At 61.5% G+C, this 15888-nt stretch carries 15 protein-coding genes and 1 tRNA gene; 6 read left to right on the top strand and 10 right to left on the bottom strand.

From position 1 onward, the window contains the following. Positions 1–255 precede the first annotated feature (255 nt). From selD to lon, 6 genes are all read left to right on the top strand, one after another. Complete coding sequence (selD, locus tag AXF13_RS09935; RefSeq protein ID WP_083522063.1) at positions 256–1314, top strand: selenide, water dikinase SelD; 1059 nt, start codon at positions 256–258, stop codon at positions 1312–1314. 103 nt (positions 1315–1417) lie between these two features. Further along, positions 1418–1501 (top strand) — tRNA-Leu (locus AXF13_RS09930). A gap of 968 nt (positions 1502–2469) precedes the next feature. Then, positions 2470–3834, top strand: coding sequence for a trigger factor (gene tig / locus AXF13_RS09920; RefSeq protein ID WP_062252991.1), 1365 nt, complete (start codon positions 2470–2472; stop codon positions 3832–3834). Between the two features lie 211 nt (positions 3835–4045). Next, positions 4046–4654 (top strand): ATP-dependent Clp protease proteolytic subunit, encoded by a 609-nt coding sequence (locus AXF13_RS09915; protein WP_008685796.1) that lies wholly within the window; start codon positions 4046–4048, stop codon positions 4652–4654. A gap of 3 nt (positions 4655–4657) precedes the next feature. Next, positions 4658–5947 carry an ATP-dependent Clp protease ATP-binding subunit ClpX gene (gene clpX, locus AXF13_RS09910; protein WP_008685795.1) on the top strand — a complete coding sequence of 430 codons (1290 nt, stop codon included), beginning with the start codon at positions 4658–4660 and terminating at the stop codon, positions 5945–5947. Between the two features lie 201 nt (positions 5948–6148). Beyond that, on the top strand, positions 6149–8593 hold the full coding sequence (gene lon / locus AXF13_RS09905) for an endopeptidase La (protein WP_062252989.1): 2445 nt from the start codon (positions 6149–6151) through the stop codon (positions 8591–8593). A 97-nt stretch (positions 8594–8690) separates the two neighbouring features. Here lon and AXF13_RS09900 read toward each other — a convergent pair whose 3' ends face one another. The 10 genes from AXF13_RS09900 to tatB form a co-directional block, all read right to left on the bottom strand. Next, positions 8691–9572, bottom strand: coding sequence for a hypothetical protein (locus AXF13_RS09900; protein WP_062252987.1), 882 nt, complete (start codon positions 9570–9572; stop codon positions 8691–8693). A 163-nt stretch (positions 9573–9735) separates the two neighbouring features. Further along, positions 9736–9945 carry a hypothetical protein gene (locus AXF13_RS16780; protein ID WP_150116150.1) on the bottom strand — a complete coding sequence of 70 codons (210 nt, stop codon included), beginning with the start codon at positions 9943–9945 and terminating at the stop codon, positions 9736–9738. Between the two features lie 32 nt (positions 9946–9977). Next, a complete protein-coding gene (locus tag AXF13_RS09890) occupies positions 9978–10316 on the bottom strand; it encodes an SMR family transporter (protein ID WP_009302007.1) in 339 nt (112 codons plus the stop codon). Then, positions 10316–10759: a DMT family transporter gene (locus AXF13_RS09885; protein ID WP_062252983.1), complete on the bottom strand. Its 444-nt coding sequence runs from the start codon at positions 10757–10759 to the stop codon at positions 10316–10318. The genes AXF13_RS09890 and AXF13_RS09885 overlap by 1 nt, the downstream gene beginning before the upstream one ends. Before the next feature lie 259 nt (positions 10760–11018). Next, positions 11019–11783 carry a hypothetical protein gene (locus AXF13_RS09880; protein WP_062252981.1) on the bottom strand — a complete coding sequence of 255 codons (765 nt, stop codon included), beginning with the start codon at positions 11781–11783 and terminating at the stop codon, positions 11019–11021. Between the two features lie 272 nt (positions 11784–12055). Next, complete coding sequence (gene hisA, locus AXF13_RS09875) at positions 12056–12802, bottom strand: 1-(5-phosphoribosyl)-5-[(5-phosphoribosylamino)methylideneamino]imidazole-4-carboxamide isomerase (RefSeq protein WP_009302009.1); 747 nt, start codon at positions 12800–12802, stop codon at positions 12056–12058. Beyond that, positions 12799–13455: a hypothetical protein gene (locus AXF13_RS09870; RefSeq protein WP_008685705.1), complete on the bottom strand. Its 657-nt coding sequence runs from the start codon at positions 13453–13455 to the stop codon at positions 12799–12801. Before AXF13_RS09870 ends, hisA begins: the two co-directional genes overlap by 4 nt. Continuing rightward, positions 13455–14057 (bottom strand): imidazoleglycerol-phosphate dehydratase HisB, encoded by a 603-nt coding sequence (hisB, locus tag AXF13_RS09865; protein WP_062252979.1) that lies wholly within the window; start codon positions 14055–14057, stop codon positions 13455–13457. Before hisB ends, AXF13_RS09870 begins: the two co-directional genes overlap by 1 nt. Continuing rightward, positions 14054–14827, bottom strand: coding sequence for a twin-arginine translocase subunit TatC (tatC, locus tag AXF13_RS17460; protein WP_008685703.1), 774 nt, complete (start codon positions 14825–14827; stop codon positions 14054–14056). Before tatC ends, hisB begins: the two co-directional genes overlap by 4 nt. A 497-nt stretch (positions 14828–15324) precedes the next feature. Next, positions 15325–15882 (bottom strand): Sec-independent protein translocase protein TatB, encoded by a 558-nt coding sequence (tatB, locus tag AXF13_RS09855; RefSeq protein WP_062252977.1) that lies wholly within the window; start codon positions 15880–15882, stop codon positions 15325–15327. Between the last annotated feature and the right edge of the window lie 6 nt (positions 15883–15888).

Genomic DNA, 15888 nt, shown 5'->3' with positions numbered 1-15888 from the left:
GAAGAACCCCCGGCTATGCCGGGGGGTTCCTTTTATGCTCTTTCAGAGCAGGGCTTTTTGCCTGTTTTCCATGGGTTGGACTGTAGTCGCGCGGCGTGCGGGTGCCGTTCAGGAGGAAAGCTTGCGGACCGGGAAAGCAGCACTGCAGCCTCCTTCTTGGCAGCGTGCAAAATTTCCCGTAGTTTGAACAAGTCGCATCGTTGGAGTGAACGTGCCTGATTGTTCATTGTGAAATGTTCTAACGGAAATTTGAAGATGAAGCTGTTGGAAAAAGCCCGCGCCGCGGGCTGAGCGGCCAAGTTGGCTCCAGGGGCCCTGGAGCGGCTTTTGCGCGGTCTTGCGCCCGAAACTCCGCCCGAATTGGAGGTCAGGGTGCTGGCTGGCCGCGCCCGTAACGAGGACGCCGTGGTGCTCTCCGTGCCGCCGGGCAAGGCCCTGGTGCAGACCGTGGACATCCTCGCGCCCATCGTCAATGACGCGTTCGCCTTTGGCCGCATCGCGGCGGCCAATGCTTTGTCCGATGTCTACGCTCTTGGGGGCGAACCCTGGTGCGCCATGAACGTGGCCTGTTTTCCCCAAGGGTTGGCGGAAGATGATCCCGAGCAAGCTCTGACCAACATTTTGCGCGGCGGCCAGGACGCCCTGCTGGAGGCCGGGGCCGTGCTGGCCGGCGGCCATACCGTGCAGGACGACGAATTGAAATATGGTCTGGCCGTGACGGGCATTATCGATCCGGCGCATATTGCGGTGAACGACGGACTCAGGCCGGGACAGCGCCTCCTGCTGACCAAGGCGCTGGGCACCGGCATTCTTGCCACGGCGGTCAAGGCCCGCTGGGAGGGCGCGGCGGAAAGCGAGGCCGAACTGATCCGCTGCTGCGGACGACTGAACAAGGTGGGCGGCGCGGTCATCCGTGCGTTCCATCTGCCCGCCGCCACGGATATCACCGGTTTCGGCCTGGGCGGCCATGCCCTGGAAATGGCCCTGGCCTCAAATGCCTGCGTGGCTCTGGATACGGCGGCTCTGCCCCTTTTGCCCCGTGTGCTGGAATACGCGCGTGACGGACTGATTCCGGCGGGCAGCCATCTGAACCGCAAGCACTGGGCCTGTTCCACCCTGGTGGAGCCGGGCGTGGATGAGGCTCTTGAGAGCGTGACTTTTGACGCCCAGACTTCGGGCGGTTTACTGCTGGCCGTGCCGCCGGACTTGCTGGGGCCGGTGCGGGGCATGCTGGAGAGCGGCGGAGACCTGGCCCGCGAGGTGGGCGAAGTGCTTCCACCGAGGACTGATGGCAAGGCCTTGCTGTTGCGTTGAGGGAATTGGGGCGGGACGCACCCATGACGTACAGGCTTTGCTTTCCACGAGGCAGATGGCGCGGCTTGCGGCCCGCCCGCAAATAAGCTATTAATATACCTTTGCGAGAGTGGCGGAACTGGTAGACGCACTGGACTTAGAATCCAGCACCCTAGGTATGGGGGTTCAAATCCCCCCTCTCGCACCAGAAGCCATAACCGCTTGTACACAAGCAGTTCATAAAACCCCTCATGCTCCTGTTTCCTTGGTTGCATGAGGGGCTCTTGTTTTTCGGGTTGCTGTCTGTTCGCTGCCGGGCGCGGCTCTCCTGGACGGGTTCCACAGTGAAGCCTGTATTGTGACGTTCCCTCGGGGCTTGTGCGGTGGCCGGAGGTGCGGAATTCAGGTTTCCGGGTACAGTCCCATGTGCGGAGGGCTTGTGCCGTATTGGGTAAATCGGAGGGGGTAATGTGGGCATTGCCGCCCTATTTTTTGTCTTTTTGTATCACCACGATCACCAATCGTATCACCGTTGCCACGCCAGGGCCTGAGAGCCCTTGCATGCGTATCCTTTTTCCGGAACAGGGCGGACGTGTGCTTGTCCGGATTTTTCGCTGGTCCGGCAGCAGGGCACATGTCTCCGGTGGCGGGGCTTTCCCGAGGCGGCCGCGCGCAGGATGTCCTGGGCGGATTCCAGCAGGCATTTGGAGGATGGGTTCTTCATCTGTCCACACTGCGGGCAAGACAGCCAGAAGCACTCCGTCGGCAGGCCCGGCGCAAAATTTTTCAGAGTTTGCGGATGTCTCCCGCTCCTTCCGCAGATTCTAGACGGAGGATCTTTGAAATTGTGTCCACTTTCAAAGTGGACGCCGCGCGGGCGTCGGCTCCCGCTGTCAGAGCAAACGCCCCACGGCTGAACTTCTCTTGACGATATGGCTGCGGATGCTTATCGAAGTCTTGAATCTTGGTGTAAGTTACGGTATCAAGAGCGATTGCCGCCGGTTGCGGGTTGCGGTTTCGGGACGCGCGAGGCGCTTCTGTTTCCGGGCTTGCGGCTGGTGATGAAGAATTACAGTATGTTATTTAATAATGGCGGTTTGGATCCGGTGCCGAAAGCCTGTGGGTTCAAGCCTCGATTTCTGCGCCAACATCCCCATTACCAGAAAGGAGCCCCACGTGGAATACAGCGCTGAAGATCTTTCGCCGGTTAAGAAAAAGATCGTGATCACCACGGAACCGCAGGAAGTGGAAGCGGCCATCATGGGCGCCGTGGCCTTGTATAAAACTTCCGTGCAGCTGGACGGTTTCCGCAAGGGCAAGGTGCCCGCTTCGGTCATTGAACAGCGCTTCCGCGACAAGATTTACGAAGAAGCCCGCCAGGATCTGATCAACGTGCATATCAACGAGGTCATGCAGAACCTGGACGTGCAGCCCCTGTCCGGCATCAATGTGGACGGCGCGGAGGCTCTGGAGCGGGGCAAGGGCTATATTTACAGCATTGAATTTGAAGTGCTGCCCACGTTTGATCTGCCCCCCTACGAAGGCATGGAAGTGGAGCAGGAAAAGGTAGAGGTCAAGGAGCAGGAAGTGGCGGATGTCATTGAGCGCATCCGGCGCGACCGCGCCCAGCTTGTGCCGGTGGACGGCGCGGGTCCGGCCGTGGACGGCCAGGTCGCCAGCATTGACTTCGCCGCTTACGAGAACGGCCAGCCCCTGGAGGGCGTCAAGGCCGAGAATTTTGACCTGGCACTGGGCGAGCATCAGGCCCTTGAGGATTTCGAGGCTCTGGTCAAAACCATTCCCTACGGCCAGGAAGGCGAGGGCGAAATCCGTTTTCCCGACGACTTCATCGCCAAGGACCTGGCCGGCAAGACCGTGACCATGAAGGTCAAGGTGCACGCGGTCAAGGAACGCAAGCTGCCCGAGCTCAATGACGACCTGGCCAAAAGCCTGGGCCTGGACAATGTGGACAAGCTCAAGGAAACCATCACCCGCAGTTATACCCAGAGCCGCGAAAATCTGAACAAGAGCGCGGCCCAGAAAACCATGCTGGACCGGCTGCTGAAGATGGTGGATTTTCCCCTGCCCGAAAGCCTGCTGGACATCCAGATGCGCACCCTGCTGACGGACCTCAAGGCCCGCCTGGAACGTCAGGGCAAGGGCCTGGAATCTCTGGGCAAGAGCCCCGAGGAGCTGCGCAAGGAAATGCTGCCGCAGGCCGAGGAGCTGGCGCGCATCCAGGTGCTGTTGCTCTCCATCGCCAAGAAAGAGGGCCTGGAGGTTTCCGACCAGGAAGTCAATACGCATATTTATCAGGAAAGCCTGCGCAGCGGCGAGGACTTCAAGGCTCTGCGCGAGAGCTATGAGCGTTCCGGCCTGATCTTTGTGCTGCGTGACCGCCTGTTGGCCGACAAGGCCATGGACCGGATCTACGCCAAGGCCAAGGTGACGGAAGTGGAACCCAGGGAGCCCCGGACCGGAGACGGCGATGCCGAGACTCCGGCGGAGGCCCCCGCCGAATCCAAGGAAGAAACGAAGTAAGGAAAAGGCGGCCTGAGGGCCGCCTTCCGCGTGATGACAAACACCGCGCGGCGGGCGTGCGCCGCCGTGCGGAGAGGCACGAAAATCGGTCGCTGCGACGCGGCGAAGCCGCGACCTGCTCCTGATTTTCGGGGCTGTTGGCCATGTCAACAGCCTTTTACAGTTTTCACGGCCCGCGCTTGCGGCGGGCCGGAAACCGTGAGGCGGATATATGTCTTTAGTTCCCATGGTCATTGAAACCACAGGCCGTTCCGAGCGGGCCTATGATATTTATTCCCGGTTGCTCAAGGACCGTATTGTGCTTCTGGGCTCGGAGGTCAACGACGCAGTGGCTTCGCTGATCTGCGCCCAGCTTCTTTTCCTGGAGTCCCAGGACCCGGAAAAAGAAATCAACCTGTACATCAATTCCCCCGGCGGATCGGTGACGGCCGGTCTGGCCATCTACGACACCATGCGCTACATCACCTCGCCGGTCACCACGGTCTGCATGGGCCGGGCGGCGAGCATGGGGGCTTTTCTGCTGGCCGCCGGTGAGCCGGGCATGCGTTTTGCCCTCCCCAACAGTCAGATCATGATCCACCAGCCTTCGGGCGGTTTTCAGGGCCAGGCCACGGATATCGAAATCCACGCCCGCGAGGTTCTCCGCCTCAAGGAGCGGCTCAACCGCATGCTGGCGGAGAACACCAAGCGGCCCTATGAGGACGTGGTCAAGGCCACGGAGCGCGATAATTTTTTGACCCCTGAAGAAGCCAAGGAACTCGGCATCATCGACCGCGTGCTGGCCTCACGCCGAGAGATGGCGCAGGAAAAGAGCGAATAAGCCATGGGCAATACCACAAAAAACACGGTTAACGAGCCGTTGCGCTGCTCTTTCTGCGGTCGTAGCGAGCTGGAGGTGCGCAACCTCATCGTGCAGGACGGCGCAAGCATCTGCGACAACTGCGTCAAGGCTTGCAACGAGATTATCGCCCGCGACCAGATGGAAAGCCCGGACAGCGGCGAACGCCTGCTTTCGCCCCAGGAAATCAAGGACAGGCTGGACGAATACGTCATCGGGCAGCACGAGGCCAAGAAAATTCTTTCCGTGGCCGTGCACAACCACTACAAGCGCGTGTTCTATGCCGACGCCCTGGGCCACGACGTGGAACTGGAAAAAAGCAACATCCTGCTGGTGGGACCCTCGGGCAGCGGCAAAACCCTGCTGGCCAAGACCCTTGCCAAGGTGCTGCGCGTGCCTTTCGCCATTGCCGACGCCACCACCCTGACCGAGGCCGGCTATGTGGGCGAGGATGTGGAAAACATCCTGGTCCAGCTGCTCCAGAATGCGGATTACGACCTGGAGGCCGCCGGTAAGGGCATCATTTACATTGACGAAATCGACAAGATTTCACGCAAGGGCGACGGCCCCTCCATTACCCGCGACGTGTCCGGCGAAGGCGTGCAGCAGGCCCTGCTGAAGATCATTGAAGGCACCGAGGCCAACATTCCGCCCAAGGGCGGGCGCAAGCACCCGCAGCAGGAATTCATCCGCATGAACACGGGCAATATCCTGTTCATCGTGGGCGGCGCTTTTGTGGGCCTGGACAAGATTGTGGAATCGCGCATGAGCGGCGGTTCCATGGGCTTCGGCGCCAAAGTGCGCAGCAGCAAGGAGACGCCCCTGGCCGAACTGCTGGAAAAAATTCATCCGCAGGATCTGGTCCAGTTCGGCCTGATTCCTGAATTCGTGGGCCGCATTCCCATCATCACCCACGTGGATGAACTGGACGAGCCGGATCTGGTGCGCATTCTCACCGAGCCCAAGAACGCCTTGGTACGCCAGTACCAGAAGCTCTTCGAGCTGGATCATGTGACCCTGCGCTTCACGCCCAATGCCCTCAAGGCCATTGCGGCCAGGGCCATTGAGCGCAAAACCGGCGCGCGCGGCCTGCGCAACGTCATGGAAAAGATCATGCTGGACATCATGTTCAAGCTGCCGTCCATGCCCAACGTCAAGGAATGCCTGATCAACCGGGCTGTGATCGAAAAGGGCAAGGAGCCGGTCCTGCTCTATGGGGATGGCGGCGAGGCCGTGAGTGAAGAAGAGCGTTTGTCCGCGGACAAGGCATCTTAGGACATCTTTAACACTTGAAATGCTCGTTTACGGCGGGCAAAGCCTACCTACGCGCATTTCGTGGCAAGGATTTGCAGACAAATCTTTGCGGAGCGGTTCAACGTTGAAATGCTGTACATTTCAAACGGATATGTCGAAACTGGCTTTTGTGGGCCGCGGCCAAGAGGCCCGGCCCGCTGACGCCTTTCGGGGAGAGAAATTATGTCTGACGCAGTGCGTGGGGAAGCCTTCCAGGAACTGCCGGTCATGCCCTTGCGGGAAGTGGTCATGTTCCCCCGCTCGATCATGCCGCTTTTCGTGGGGCGCGAAGCCTCCATCAAAGCCATAGAGGCGGCCCAGGCCTCGTACAGCAAACAGATTTTCCTGGTGGCCCAGCGCGAGCCGGAACTGGAAAAGCCCGAGGCTGACGATTTGTGCGCCGTGGGCGTGGTCAGCAAGGTTTTGCAGATGCTGCGCCTGCCGGACGGCACCATCAAGGTGCTCTTTGAGGGGCTGTACCGCGCGGTCTGGCAGGATTTGCGCGAGGCCGACCAGTGCTTGCTGGCCGGGGTGCGCCGTCTGGAGGAAAGCCAGAGCCGCCCGGAAGAAAAAGAGGCTCTGGTCCGCGCGGCCCACGAGTCCCTGGAAGAGTACGGCAAAAACAACAAGAAAATTTCACAGGAAGCCGTGCTTTCCATCCTGGCCCTGCATGAGCCCGGCCCGCTGGCCGACGCGATTTTGCCCCATCTCAAGGTGGAGTACCGCAAAAAGCAGGAAGCGCTGGAACTTTCCGACGTGACCGAGCGCCTGGAGCGCACCTATGAGCTGTTGCAGGGCGAAGTAGCCCTGTCCTCGGTGGAAAAGCGGATCAAGAACCGGGTCAAGGTCCAGATGGAGCGCAACCAGCGCGAGTACTACCTCAACGAGCAGATCAAGGCCATTAACAAGGAAATGGGGCGCGACGACGATCCCCAGGCCGAGGTGGACGAGCTGGAGCAGAAGCTCAAGGGCCGCGACATGCCCGAAGAGGCCCGGCAGAAGGCGCTCGCCGAAGTGAAGAAGCTGCGCGCCATGCCGCCCTCGGCCGCCGAATACACGGTGGTGCGCAATTATGTGGACTGGATTCTGGACCTGCCCTGGAATGATCTGAAAAGCATCGACATCGACATTGAAAAGGCCCGCGCCATTCTGGACGGCGACCACTACGGCCTGGAAAAGCCCAAGGAGCGCATCCTGGAATACTTGGCCGTGCAGAAGCTTTCGCACGGTCTGAAAGGCCCCATTCTCTGTTTTGTGGGTCCTCCCGGCGTGGGCAAGACCTCGCTGGCCAAATCCGTGGCCCGGGCCACGGGCCGCGATTTCATCCGCCTTTCCTTGGGCGGGGTGCGCGACGAGGCCGAAATCCGGGGCCACCGCCGCACCTATGTGGGCGCACTGCCGGGCAAGATCATTCAGTCCCTGAAGCGGGTCAAATACAACAATCCCCTGTTCTGCCTGGATGAAGTGGACAAGATGACTTCGGATTACCGGGGCGATCCGGCCTCGGCCCTGTTGGAGGTGCTGGACCCGGAGCAGAACAATACCTTCATGGACCACTATCTGGATCTGGAATACGACCTGTCCAAGGTCTTTTTCATCACCACGGCCAATTCCCTGCACACCATTCCGGTCCCCCTGCTGGACCGCATGGAAATTATCGAGCTGTCCAGCTATCTGGAGACGGAAAAACGGCACATCGCCCGGAGCTTCCTGCTGCCCCGCCAGGTTGAGGAGCACGGCCTCAAGGAAGGCAACATCCGCATATCGGAAAATGCCTTGCTGGAGATTATCCGTGGCTACACGCGCGAGGCCGGGGTGCGCAACCTGGAGCGTGAAATTGCGGCCCTCTGCCGCAAAACAGCCATCCGTCTGGTGGAGGACGACGATCTGGACAAGTGCGTGTCCATATCCCGACAGAGCCTGCAGGGTTTTCTGGGCGTCAAGAAATACCGCCATGAGGAACGCGAGGACGAGCCCCAGGTGGGCGTCTGCGCCGGGCTGGCCTATAATCAGCGCGGCGGCGAAATCCTGCTGGTGGAAACCAGCCTGATGAGCGGCGCGGGCCATGTGGTGACCACCGGCCAGTTGGGCGAGGTCATGACCGAGTCGGCCAAGGCGGCCCTGTCCTATGTGCGTTCGCGCGCGGAAGTGCTGGGTCTGGACCCGCGCTTTCACCGCAAGGTGGATATCCACGTGCATGTGCCAGCCGGAGCCACGCCCAAGGACGGTCCCTCGGCGGGCATTACCCTGGCGACCTCCATCACCTCGGCCCTGTTGGGCATTCCGGTGCGCAACGACGTGGCCATGACCGGCGAAATCTCCCTGCGCGGGCGGGTGCTGCCCATCGGCGGCCTGCGCGAAAAACTGCTGGCCGCGCGGCGCAGCGGCATCAAAAAGGTCATTATGCCGCGCGACAATGAAAAGGACCTCAAGGAAGTGCCGGACGAGGTGCTCCGGGATCTGGAACTGGTCTTTGTGGAGCATGTGGACGAAGTGCTGCCACAGGCCCTGGCCGCCGCGCCGGAGGAAATCTTCTCGGGCCGGGCCACGGCCAAACCCATCTACAATTCCCTGCGCGCGCACGGCGAGGGCAAGAGCGGCACCGGCGAAAGCCGACCGGCGCAGTAGCGCCGCAAGGCAAGAGAAAAAATACGAAGCGCCCCTGATCCTCAGTGATCAGGGGCGCTTTTTCGTGAAACTACCGGAGCATGGCGCTCATGACGGGTCATGGCCGGGCGCAATAATCCGGCCCAAATCGCGCTGTATCCGTGTACAATTCCTTTCTGTCATGAACCTTTCGTTGTTCCTCGTCCGTAAGAGCGGGCAGGCGTGTTGTCAGCTCCTCCTCCCACTCCGGCGTCGGGGCCCCTCTGAGCAGTTCCTCCAGAGCTGAAGCGGCCAGCACTTCCTTGTAGCGTTGCAGCCAGGCTGTTACTTCGGGCGTGCTCAGGGCCGCTGTGTCTCTATCTCTGCGCAGCATACAGAATGTTTCCGCACCCATGCTCTCCATTTCGAAAAAAGCCAGACGCGCAGGCGTGAGATAGGCATCTCTTTTCCGGCGCAGAATATTTTGCAAAATTTCCGTGCGCAGGGGAGAGGGGCGGGTATTTTGCAAGAGGTTGAACGGATGCGCCAGATCTGAATATTTGTGTTTCCAGTCGTGCTCCAGCAGGAGAGCAAGCGCGGCTTTGTCTCCCCGGGCCACGAGATTGTCGTATTCTTGCAGCGACACTCTTGTGATCATTGAATTCTGTTCAAGGATGGCGGCAAGGAGACGTTGGCGCAAGGGCGACGGTGGCAGGCTGAAAAAACGGTGCACATGCCCCCCATGAAAGGAAGTGGCAAATTCCGGCAGCAAAAGAAGCAGTATTTCCAGACGCAGGGGCGTCAGTTCCCGGTCTTCGGCCACAATTTCATGAAAAGCGGCATAGGTATCCGGCATAAAAGCCCTGACGCTGTAGTCCCCCTTGTAGTCCGGGTGCCGCCTGATGGCGGCACGCAGGGCAACACATTGGCGCAGTTGTTTCATATCGTTGGCGATAACGGCATTGTAACAGGCATTTGCCAGGGGGACATGTCCGGCGGCATAGATGCCTGCCCCCCACACGAAACAGCCTGGGGCCGAAAGCAGGAGAAGCGTTTTCCCTCACAAGGGCAGGCTGTCGCCGGGAGGAATTTTGCTTTCTCGCGCCCAGGCTCTGCCGAAGGCCCATACGCTCAAAAAGAAAATTGCCGTGAAGCAAGCCGCTCTGCCCAGGCTTGTCTCAAAGTCAAAAAGAATAACGCCGCCGCCAACAATGCCCAAAAGAAGCACAAGCAGAATAAATCCGCAGACGCCGAAAAAAGTCAGCAAAAGCGTTTTTCGCCGCCGGCTCAGACAAAGTCAGGGCAAAGCCGAGACACCAGATCGCAAAGCCGTGTCTGGGCTCATATTCCCCGAAGGTCATCATCAGGCCCATATGCTCCGGCATGCTGAGCATGGTCCCTCCTTGTCTGAAGTTCTGCGGGCTGTTTACCCCAGATGCAGGAGCAGCATGCCCGCGATAAGCAGGCCCATACCAGCGAAGGCGCAGGGCTTGAGGCGCTGTTTGAAGAAGAGCCAGCCGCCAAGCGAGGTGCCCAGAATGCCAAAGCTGCCCCACATGGCGTAGGCCACGGCCAGATCCATGTTCTTGACCGCCAGGGAGAGGCAGTAGAAAGCCAGGCCCACCAGAGCCAGGGCCGTGAAGCCTATCCAGCGGCGGTGGAATCCCTGGGAGCGCGCCAACAGCAGGTTGGCCAGAATGTCCAGAACAGCGGCCAGGATGACCAGCAGCACGGAAAAATTGAAAAAGGCGGCAGGGGCGTGCATCACGGCCTCCCTGCGCCCGGCGCGGCGTCCGTGCTTTCAGCGTCGGGGGAAGAACTGCGCCCGGCGTCATGCGGGCGCGGCTTCCGGCTTTCGCCGTGGCCCGTGCCGTGGTGCACCAGCAGGGCCCCGGCCAGCACGCAGATCAGGCCCAGAACGCGTTTGAAGGTCAGCGCCTCGTTCAGGATCAGCACGCTGGAAAGAGTGATCAGGGTCAGGCCCAGGCCTTCCCAGAAGGCAAAGGCCACGCCCACGGGCAGGCCGGTGGTGGAAAGCGCCAGCAGGTAATAGGAAAGGCCGATGGCCAGCCACATGAGAAGCAGGCCCAGCAGAGCGGCATGGGCGAAGGTCCAGCCCTGGGCCAGCTTCATGACGGTGGTGCCGCCCACTTCCAGAGCAATGGCTCCCAGCAGGCAATACCAGTGAAACGGTTTGGTGGTCAGCATATAAAATTCCCCGCAAAAAAAACGGATGTGACAGGGGCCGCGTGACCGCGGCCTTTTCAGCCGGAGAATGGAAGGTGCGGGTTTAGAGCAGGGAGCGCCAGTAGCGCTCTTCAGGAAAGCCGCAGAACAGGCGGCGGATGGGAAGGTTGATGGCACACATATACAGATCATAAGCGTGGGCCGGGACTTTGGCAAGACGGCGGCCCTTGGCCGGTCAGGCCGTCTGCATGATCCTCCGGCCAGTGGATTTTACCGACGCTCAAGCCGCTACGGCGGGCATGCGTCCCAGCAGGCGGACCAGCAAGGCGCGCCTGCTTTTATCCGAAGGAGGTGTATTGGAGTGCAGATATTGCATTTCCATGCAGAAAAACAAAAAGAGGCAGCTCAAGCCCGCGAAGGGGGCGAGCAAAGGCATCAGAAGGGCAAGAGCCAGAGTGATCAGAGCGGTGACGGCAAAGGTTTTCAGAGCCGGACGGTAAACGCCGTCGGCAGCCAGGCGTTGCGCGGCTTTCTGATTGGCCCGGAACAGGAACACAAGCGGCAGCACGCAGGCCAGAGTGAGCGGCGCGGCGCCCGGCGGGTCCGTCAACAGACAGAGCAGAACCAGAAGGCCCCAGAGGCCGTCGAGGAGCAGGCCTCCCCAGCGCAGGGTGAGGGTCATGTTCGGACGCGTCGGCACCAGTGCCAGCATAAGGCAGTTGCAGGCGAAATAGCCGATCAGAAACGGCGGGAAATCCCAGCGCAGGCCGAGCCAGATCAGGCCGAGATTAAGGGCGACGCCGAACCAGCGCGTCCAGCGCAGCATACGGTAGCCCGAGAGCAGCAGAAAAATGAACATGGCCGCCGCCAGCGCGACAAAGGGGCCGCTGAACAGCACGCCTCCATCGGCCAGCAGGCATAAAAGAATCAGGGCATGAGACGTCGCGCCGCCGATGTGCAGGGCGAATTCGTTGAGCAGGGAGGCGACGGCCGCTCCCAGCGTCATCAGAATAAATGCCTGTAGAAGCAGAAAGAAGATACGCATAACTGGCTCAGAGCAGATTACCTTTGAAAGGCTTTGCGTTTCAAAGGGTTCATTCCGTCAAAGGGCGCGCTTATCGCTGCTGTCGACCCCCGTATAACGGGGACAGCCCTTCGGGCTGCCTTCGGTCGCTTTTCCGGAATCCACGCCGCGTCGCTCTCAATGCCTGTACGCCCTTTGGGCTACAGGCACGGCCCTACGGGCCGCCCGTCGGGTCGGCCTTCGCGGCGTGCCTCACCGTGTTCGGCATTAAAGCATTTCAACGTTGAAATGCTCTAGGTTGCCGTCGCCTCCTGGGCGTCGATCCAGGCGTTGGCTTCTTCCAGGTGCAACGTGCCCGCGTATAGGGCGCGGCCGCTGACGGCACCGGCCAGACGGCTGTCGCGGCTCAGAGGATAGAGTTTCCGCACGTCTTCCAGCGTGGCGACGCCGCCCGCGGCGATGACCGGCACGCGGGCGGTATGGGCCAAATGGCTCAGGGCGGCCAGATTGACGCCGCTCTGCATGCCGTCGCGCTCAATGTCCGTATAGATGATGAAGGCCGCGCCGTCGTCCTGAAGCCGGGGCAGCACGTCGTCCACAGTCAGGCCGGTGTCCGCCACCCAGCCCCGGCTTTTAAGGCGTCCGGCCTCGGCGTCCAGCGAGACGCCGATTCGGCCGGGAAAGGCGCGGCAGAGGCGGGCGAACAGTTCGGGCTGCTCCAAGGCCAAGGTGCCGATGATCAGGCGGGTCACCCCGGCCTCCAGATAGGCGCTGGCCGTGGCCTCGTCGCGGATGCCGCCGCCCAGTTGGACGGGAATGCTGAGCTCCCGGCAGATGCGCTGCACAATGGCCCGGCTCTGCGCCGCGCCGTCAAACGCGCCGTCCAGGTCCACCACATGCAGCCAGCGCGCGCCGCGCGCCTGCCAGGTGCGGGCCGCCTCCACCGGATCCTCGGCGAAAACCGTGGAGTCCTGGGCGCGGCCCTGCTTGAGGCGCACGGCCTTGCCGTTCTGAATATCCACCGCCGGGAAAATGATCATAAGCCCAGATCCTTGACCGCTTTGCGCATGCCGTCCACGGTGAGGTCTTCGGCCGTGACCCAGGTGCCGCGGCGCTTGAAGAAAGAACCCACAGTGAGCAGGTTTTCCGTCAGGCCCACTTGTTTTTCCTCAAAGATGGAGCGGTTCATCAGCGAGCCGTCGTCCACCTTGAGTAAAAAGAACTCCACGCGCACGTGGGCCGACTCGGTGACGCCCGCCTTGGAGCCTTCGCGCTGGTGCCAGTCCAGCACCTGGGGGATCAGCAGCAACTGCGCGCCCTGCTTTTTGCCGTAGGCCACCCAGAGGGGCAGGGCCTGGGGCTGCTCGGAACTGTGGAAGGTGGTCAGATCCGGCGGCAGATTCTGGCGGGCAATGAAGGTATACTGGCGTTTGGTGCCGCTGATCAGCACTTCGCGCAGTTTCATGTCCAGAGCCGACAGCATATCGGCGGGAATGCGGCCCTGATCTTCAGGGATGCGGCCCACAATGAGCTGGCTGGCGTTGGTGGGCTGGGTAAAGGGCGCCACGGAGATTTTGTAGGTGGAGGAAATGGAGCGCGGCACCTCGGCCGTGCTGCGCGGCCGCCTGGCACAGGAAACGGCCAGGACCAGGCAAAGCAGAATCAACAACGATATATGCAGGCGAGTACGCATTAATCAAGGCCTCCCTTGGTGCTTCTGATGGTTGTTGTGCCCTGGCGCTGCACGGCCTGGCGCAGGGCCAGGCCCAAGCCTTTGGCGGCCGATTCCAGCAGATGGTGGCCGTTTTTGCCGTATAAAAAGGCAATGTGCAGATTGCAGCGGGCGCTGCTTGCCAGAGCTTTGTAAAATTCACGCCAGAGGTCTTTTTCCTCTCCGGCCATGACCGGCGGCAGCAGCTCGTCGCCGCGCCATTCCAGCCAGGGACGGCCGGAAAGATCCACTGTAACTTCGCTGAGCGCCTCGTCCATGGGCACGCGGCCGTAGCCCACGCGGGCGATGCCCGCCCTGTCGCCCAGGGCTTCCAGCAGGGCGCGGCCCAAGGTCAGGCCTACGTCTTCCACGCTGTGGTGGGCGTCCACATCCAGGTCTCCCTGGCAGGAGAGCTGCAAGTCCATGCCCGCCCAGAACATGCTCAGGGTCAGCATGTGGTCCAGCAGGCCGAAACCGGTTTGGATCCGGGTCTTGCCCTCGCCGTCCAGATTCAGGCTCAGGCTGATGCGGGTTTCCGCGCTGTGCCGCTCTTGCGCGGCTTCACGCGGGGCGTGCGCGCTCATGCTTCCTCCGCGTTTTTTTCATCGCTTTCAGCCTGGTTTTCGGCGTTTTCCTCGGACTCGGGTTTTGTCTTTTTGCGTCCGAACGTGGCTGCCACCAGAATACTCAGTTCATAGAGCACCAGCATGGGGCAGGCCATCAGGAGTTGCGAAACCACGTCCGGCGGGGTCAGGATGGCGGCCACCACGAAGATGGCCAGGATGGCGTAACGCCGGGCCTTGCGCATCATGGTCGCGGTGATCAGGCCCATGCGCGCGAGGAAAAAGGCGAACAGCGGCATTTCAAAGATCAGGCCGAAGGCCAGAATCAGTTTGAGCACAAAGCCCAGGTAATCGCTGACCTTGGGCATGGCCACGATGCTTTCCGTGGCGAAGCTTACAAAAAAGCTGAAGGCATAGGGAAAGACCACGAAATAACAGAACGCGCCGCCGGCCATGAAAAACAGGGCCGAAAGCACGGCCACCGGGATGATGTAGCGTTTTTCCTCTTCATACAGGCCGGGCGCGATAAAAGACCAGACCTGATAGAAAATGACCGGGCTGGCCACAAAGACACCGGCCACGAAGGCGATGTACATGCGGGTGAAAAAGCCTTCGGGCAGGGTGGTGTAGATGGCGTGTGAACCCTTGGGCAGAACGGCCAGCAGCGGGTCCACCAAGGCGTTGAAAATGGGGTCCACCACGGCCCAGCAGGCCAGAAAGCCCAGGCCCACGGCAATGCAGCAACGCACCAGGCGCACGCGCAATTCGCCCAGATGATCCATGAGGCTCATGGGTTTGCCCGCGGCTTCCTCGCCCTCTCCGCCTTCCGCCGGGGCCGGGCTGCCGTCCGGCCTGGGCGCGGGCGGTTCAGCAGGGGATCCGGCGGGCGTGTCCGTGGGTGGGGAGGGCGGCAGCGGCGGCGCGCCGTTCATGCCGTCGGCAGCGGCGGCGGCATTGGGCTCCGCCGTACGGGCCAGCTCGGCGGCCAGTTGGGCGGCCACGTCCGGAGACGGCGCGTCAGCGCCGCCCGTATGATTGGTTTCGGTGGCGGGCGCGTCGGGTTGCCATTCGGGCCCGGAAAACGTGGAACTTTCAAAATCCGCGAAATCCGCGGTGCCCGTTTCGTTCTCCGGGCCGGATTTTTCCGCGTATTCAGCAGGGCTTACGGCCGCCGTGCCGCTTTCAGACCCCAAGGGACTGTCAGTCGTGGCGGCAGCGTCCGCAGGAACAGCGGGGGCGTCGCTTTCCGCTACGGCTTCCGGAGCGCGCAGCTTGTCTTCCGGGCCGCTCATGCCTTGCCGCCGTTGTCAGGGGCCGGAACGGCATTGTCGGCTTTGGGCGCGGCGGCTCCGCTCTCGGCTTCGGCTTTGGTCCTGGCCAGGGCTTCGGCCAGAGGGCTGCCCGCCGGTGGCTCCGGCGGCGCGGGCGTCACGTCGATGGTGGGGCCGGTTTCAGATGCGTCCGGAGCCGGGGCTGCCGTGGCCGCGGAGGGAGCCTCTGTTTCAGCCTGAGCCGTCGCGGCTTCCGTGCCGGAGGTTTCCGGAGCAGTCGCTTCTTCCGTCGGCGTTCCTTCGCCGGACGCAGCGCGCTCCTGCCTGGCGGCCTTGGCCGCTTCAGCCTCGGCCGCTGTTTTGGCGGCTTTTTCCGCCGCCTTCTTGCGGCGCTCTTCGTCCTCTTCCTGCGCTACCTCGGCATTGAGCGTGCGCTGAAAGTCCGTGGAAACGCGCCGGAATTCTCCCATGGCCTTGCCCAGGGTGCGCGAGATGCTGGCGAGGCTTTTGGGCCCCAGCACAATCAGCGCCACCACCAGGATGACCAGAAGTTCCGTGCTGCCTATGCCGAACATAGAGCC

The sequence above is a fragment of the Desulfovibrio fairfieldensis genome (genome assembly GCF_001553605.1).
GTDB classification, from domain to species: domain Bacteria; phylum Desulfobacterota; class Desulfovibrionia; order Desulfovibrionales; family Desulfovibrionaceae; genus Desulfovibrio; species Desulfovibrio fairfieldensis.
This window is presented reverse-complemented; position numbering and strand designations above follow the sequence as displayed.

Coding starts and splice junctions, on each gene's coding strand:
- AXF13_RS09915 (WP_008685796.1), top strand. CDS start 4,046: ATGTCTTTAGTTCCCATGGTCATTGAAACCACAGGCCGTTCCGAGCGG.
- AXF13_RS16780 (WP_150116150.1), bottom strand. CDS start 9,945: ATGCTCAGCATGCCGGAGCATATGGGCCTGATGATGACCTTCGGGGAA.
- lon (WP_062252989.1), top strand. CDS start 6,149: ATGTCTGACGCAGTGCGTGGGGAAGCCTTCCAGGAACTGCCGGTCATG.
- tatC (WP_008685703.1), bottom strand. CDS start 14,827: ATGAGCCTCATGGATCATCTGGGCGAATTGCGCGTGCGCCTGGTGCGT.
- hisB (WP_062252979.1), bottom strand. CDS start 14,057: ATGAGCGCGCACGCCCCGCGTGAAGCCGCGCAAGAGCGGCACAGCGCG.
- AXF13_RS09870 (WP_008685705.1), bottom strand. CDS start 13,455: ATGCGTACTCGCCTGCATATATCGTTGTTGATTCTGCTTTGCCTGGTC.
- tatB (WP_062252977.1), bottom strand. CDS start 15,882: ATGTTCGGCATAGGCAGCACGGAACTTCTGGTCATCCTGGTGGTGGCG.
- hisA (WP_009302009.1), bottom strand. CDS start 12,802: ATGATCATTTTCCCGGCGGTGGATATTCAGAACGGCAAGGCCGTGCGC.
- AXF13_RS09885 (WP_062252983.1), bottom strand. CDS start 10,759: ATGCTGACCACCAAACCGTTTCACTGGTATTGCCTGCTGGGAGCCATT.
- clpX (WP_008685795.1), top strand. CDS start 4,658: ATGGGCAATACCACAAAAAACACGGTTAACGAGCCGTTGCGCTGCTCT.
- AXF13_RS09880 (WP_062252981.1), bottom strand. CDS start 11,783: ATGCGTATCTTCTTTCTGCTTCTACAGGCATTTATTCTGATGACGCTG.
- AXF13_RS09890 (WP_009302007.1), bottom strand. CDS start 10,316: ATGCACGCCCCTGCCGCCTTTTTCAATTTTTCCGTGCTGCTGGTCATC.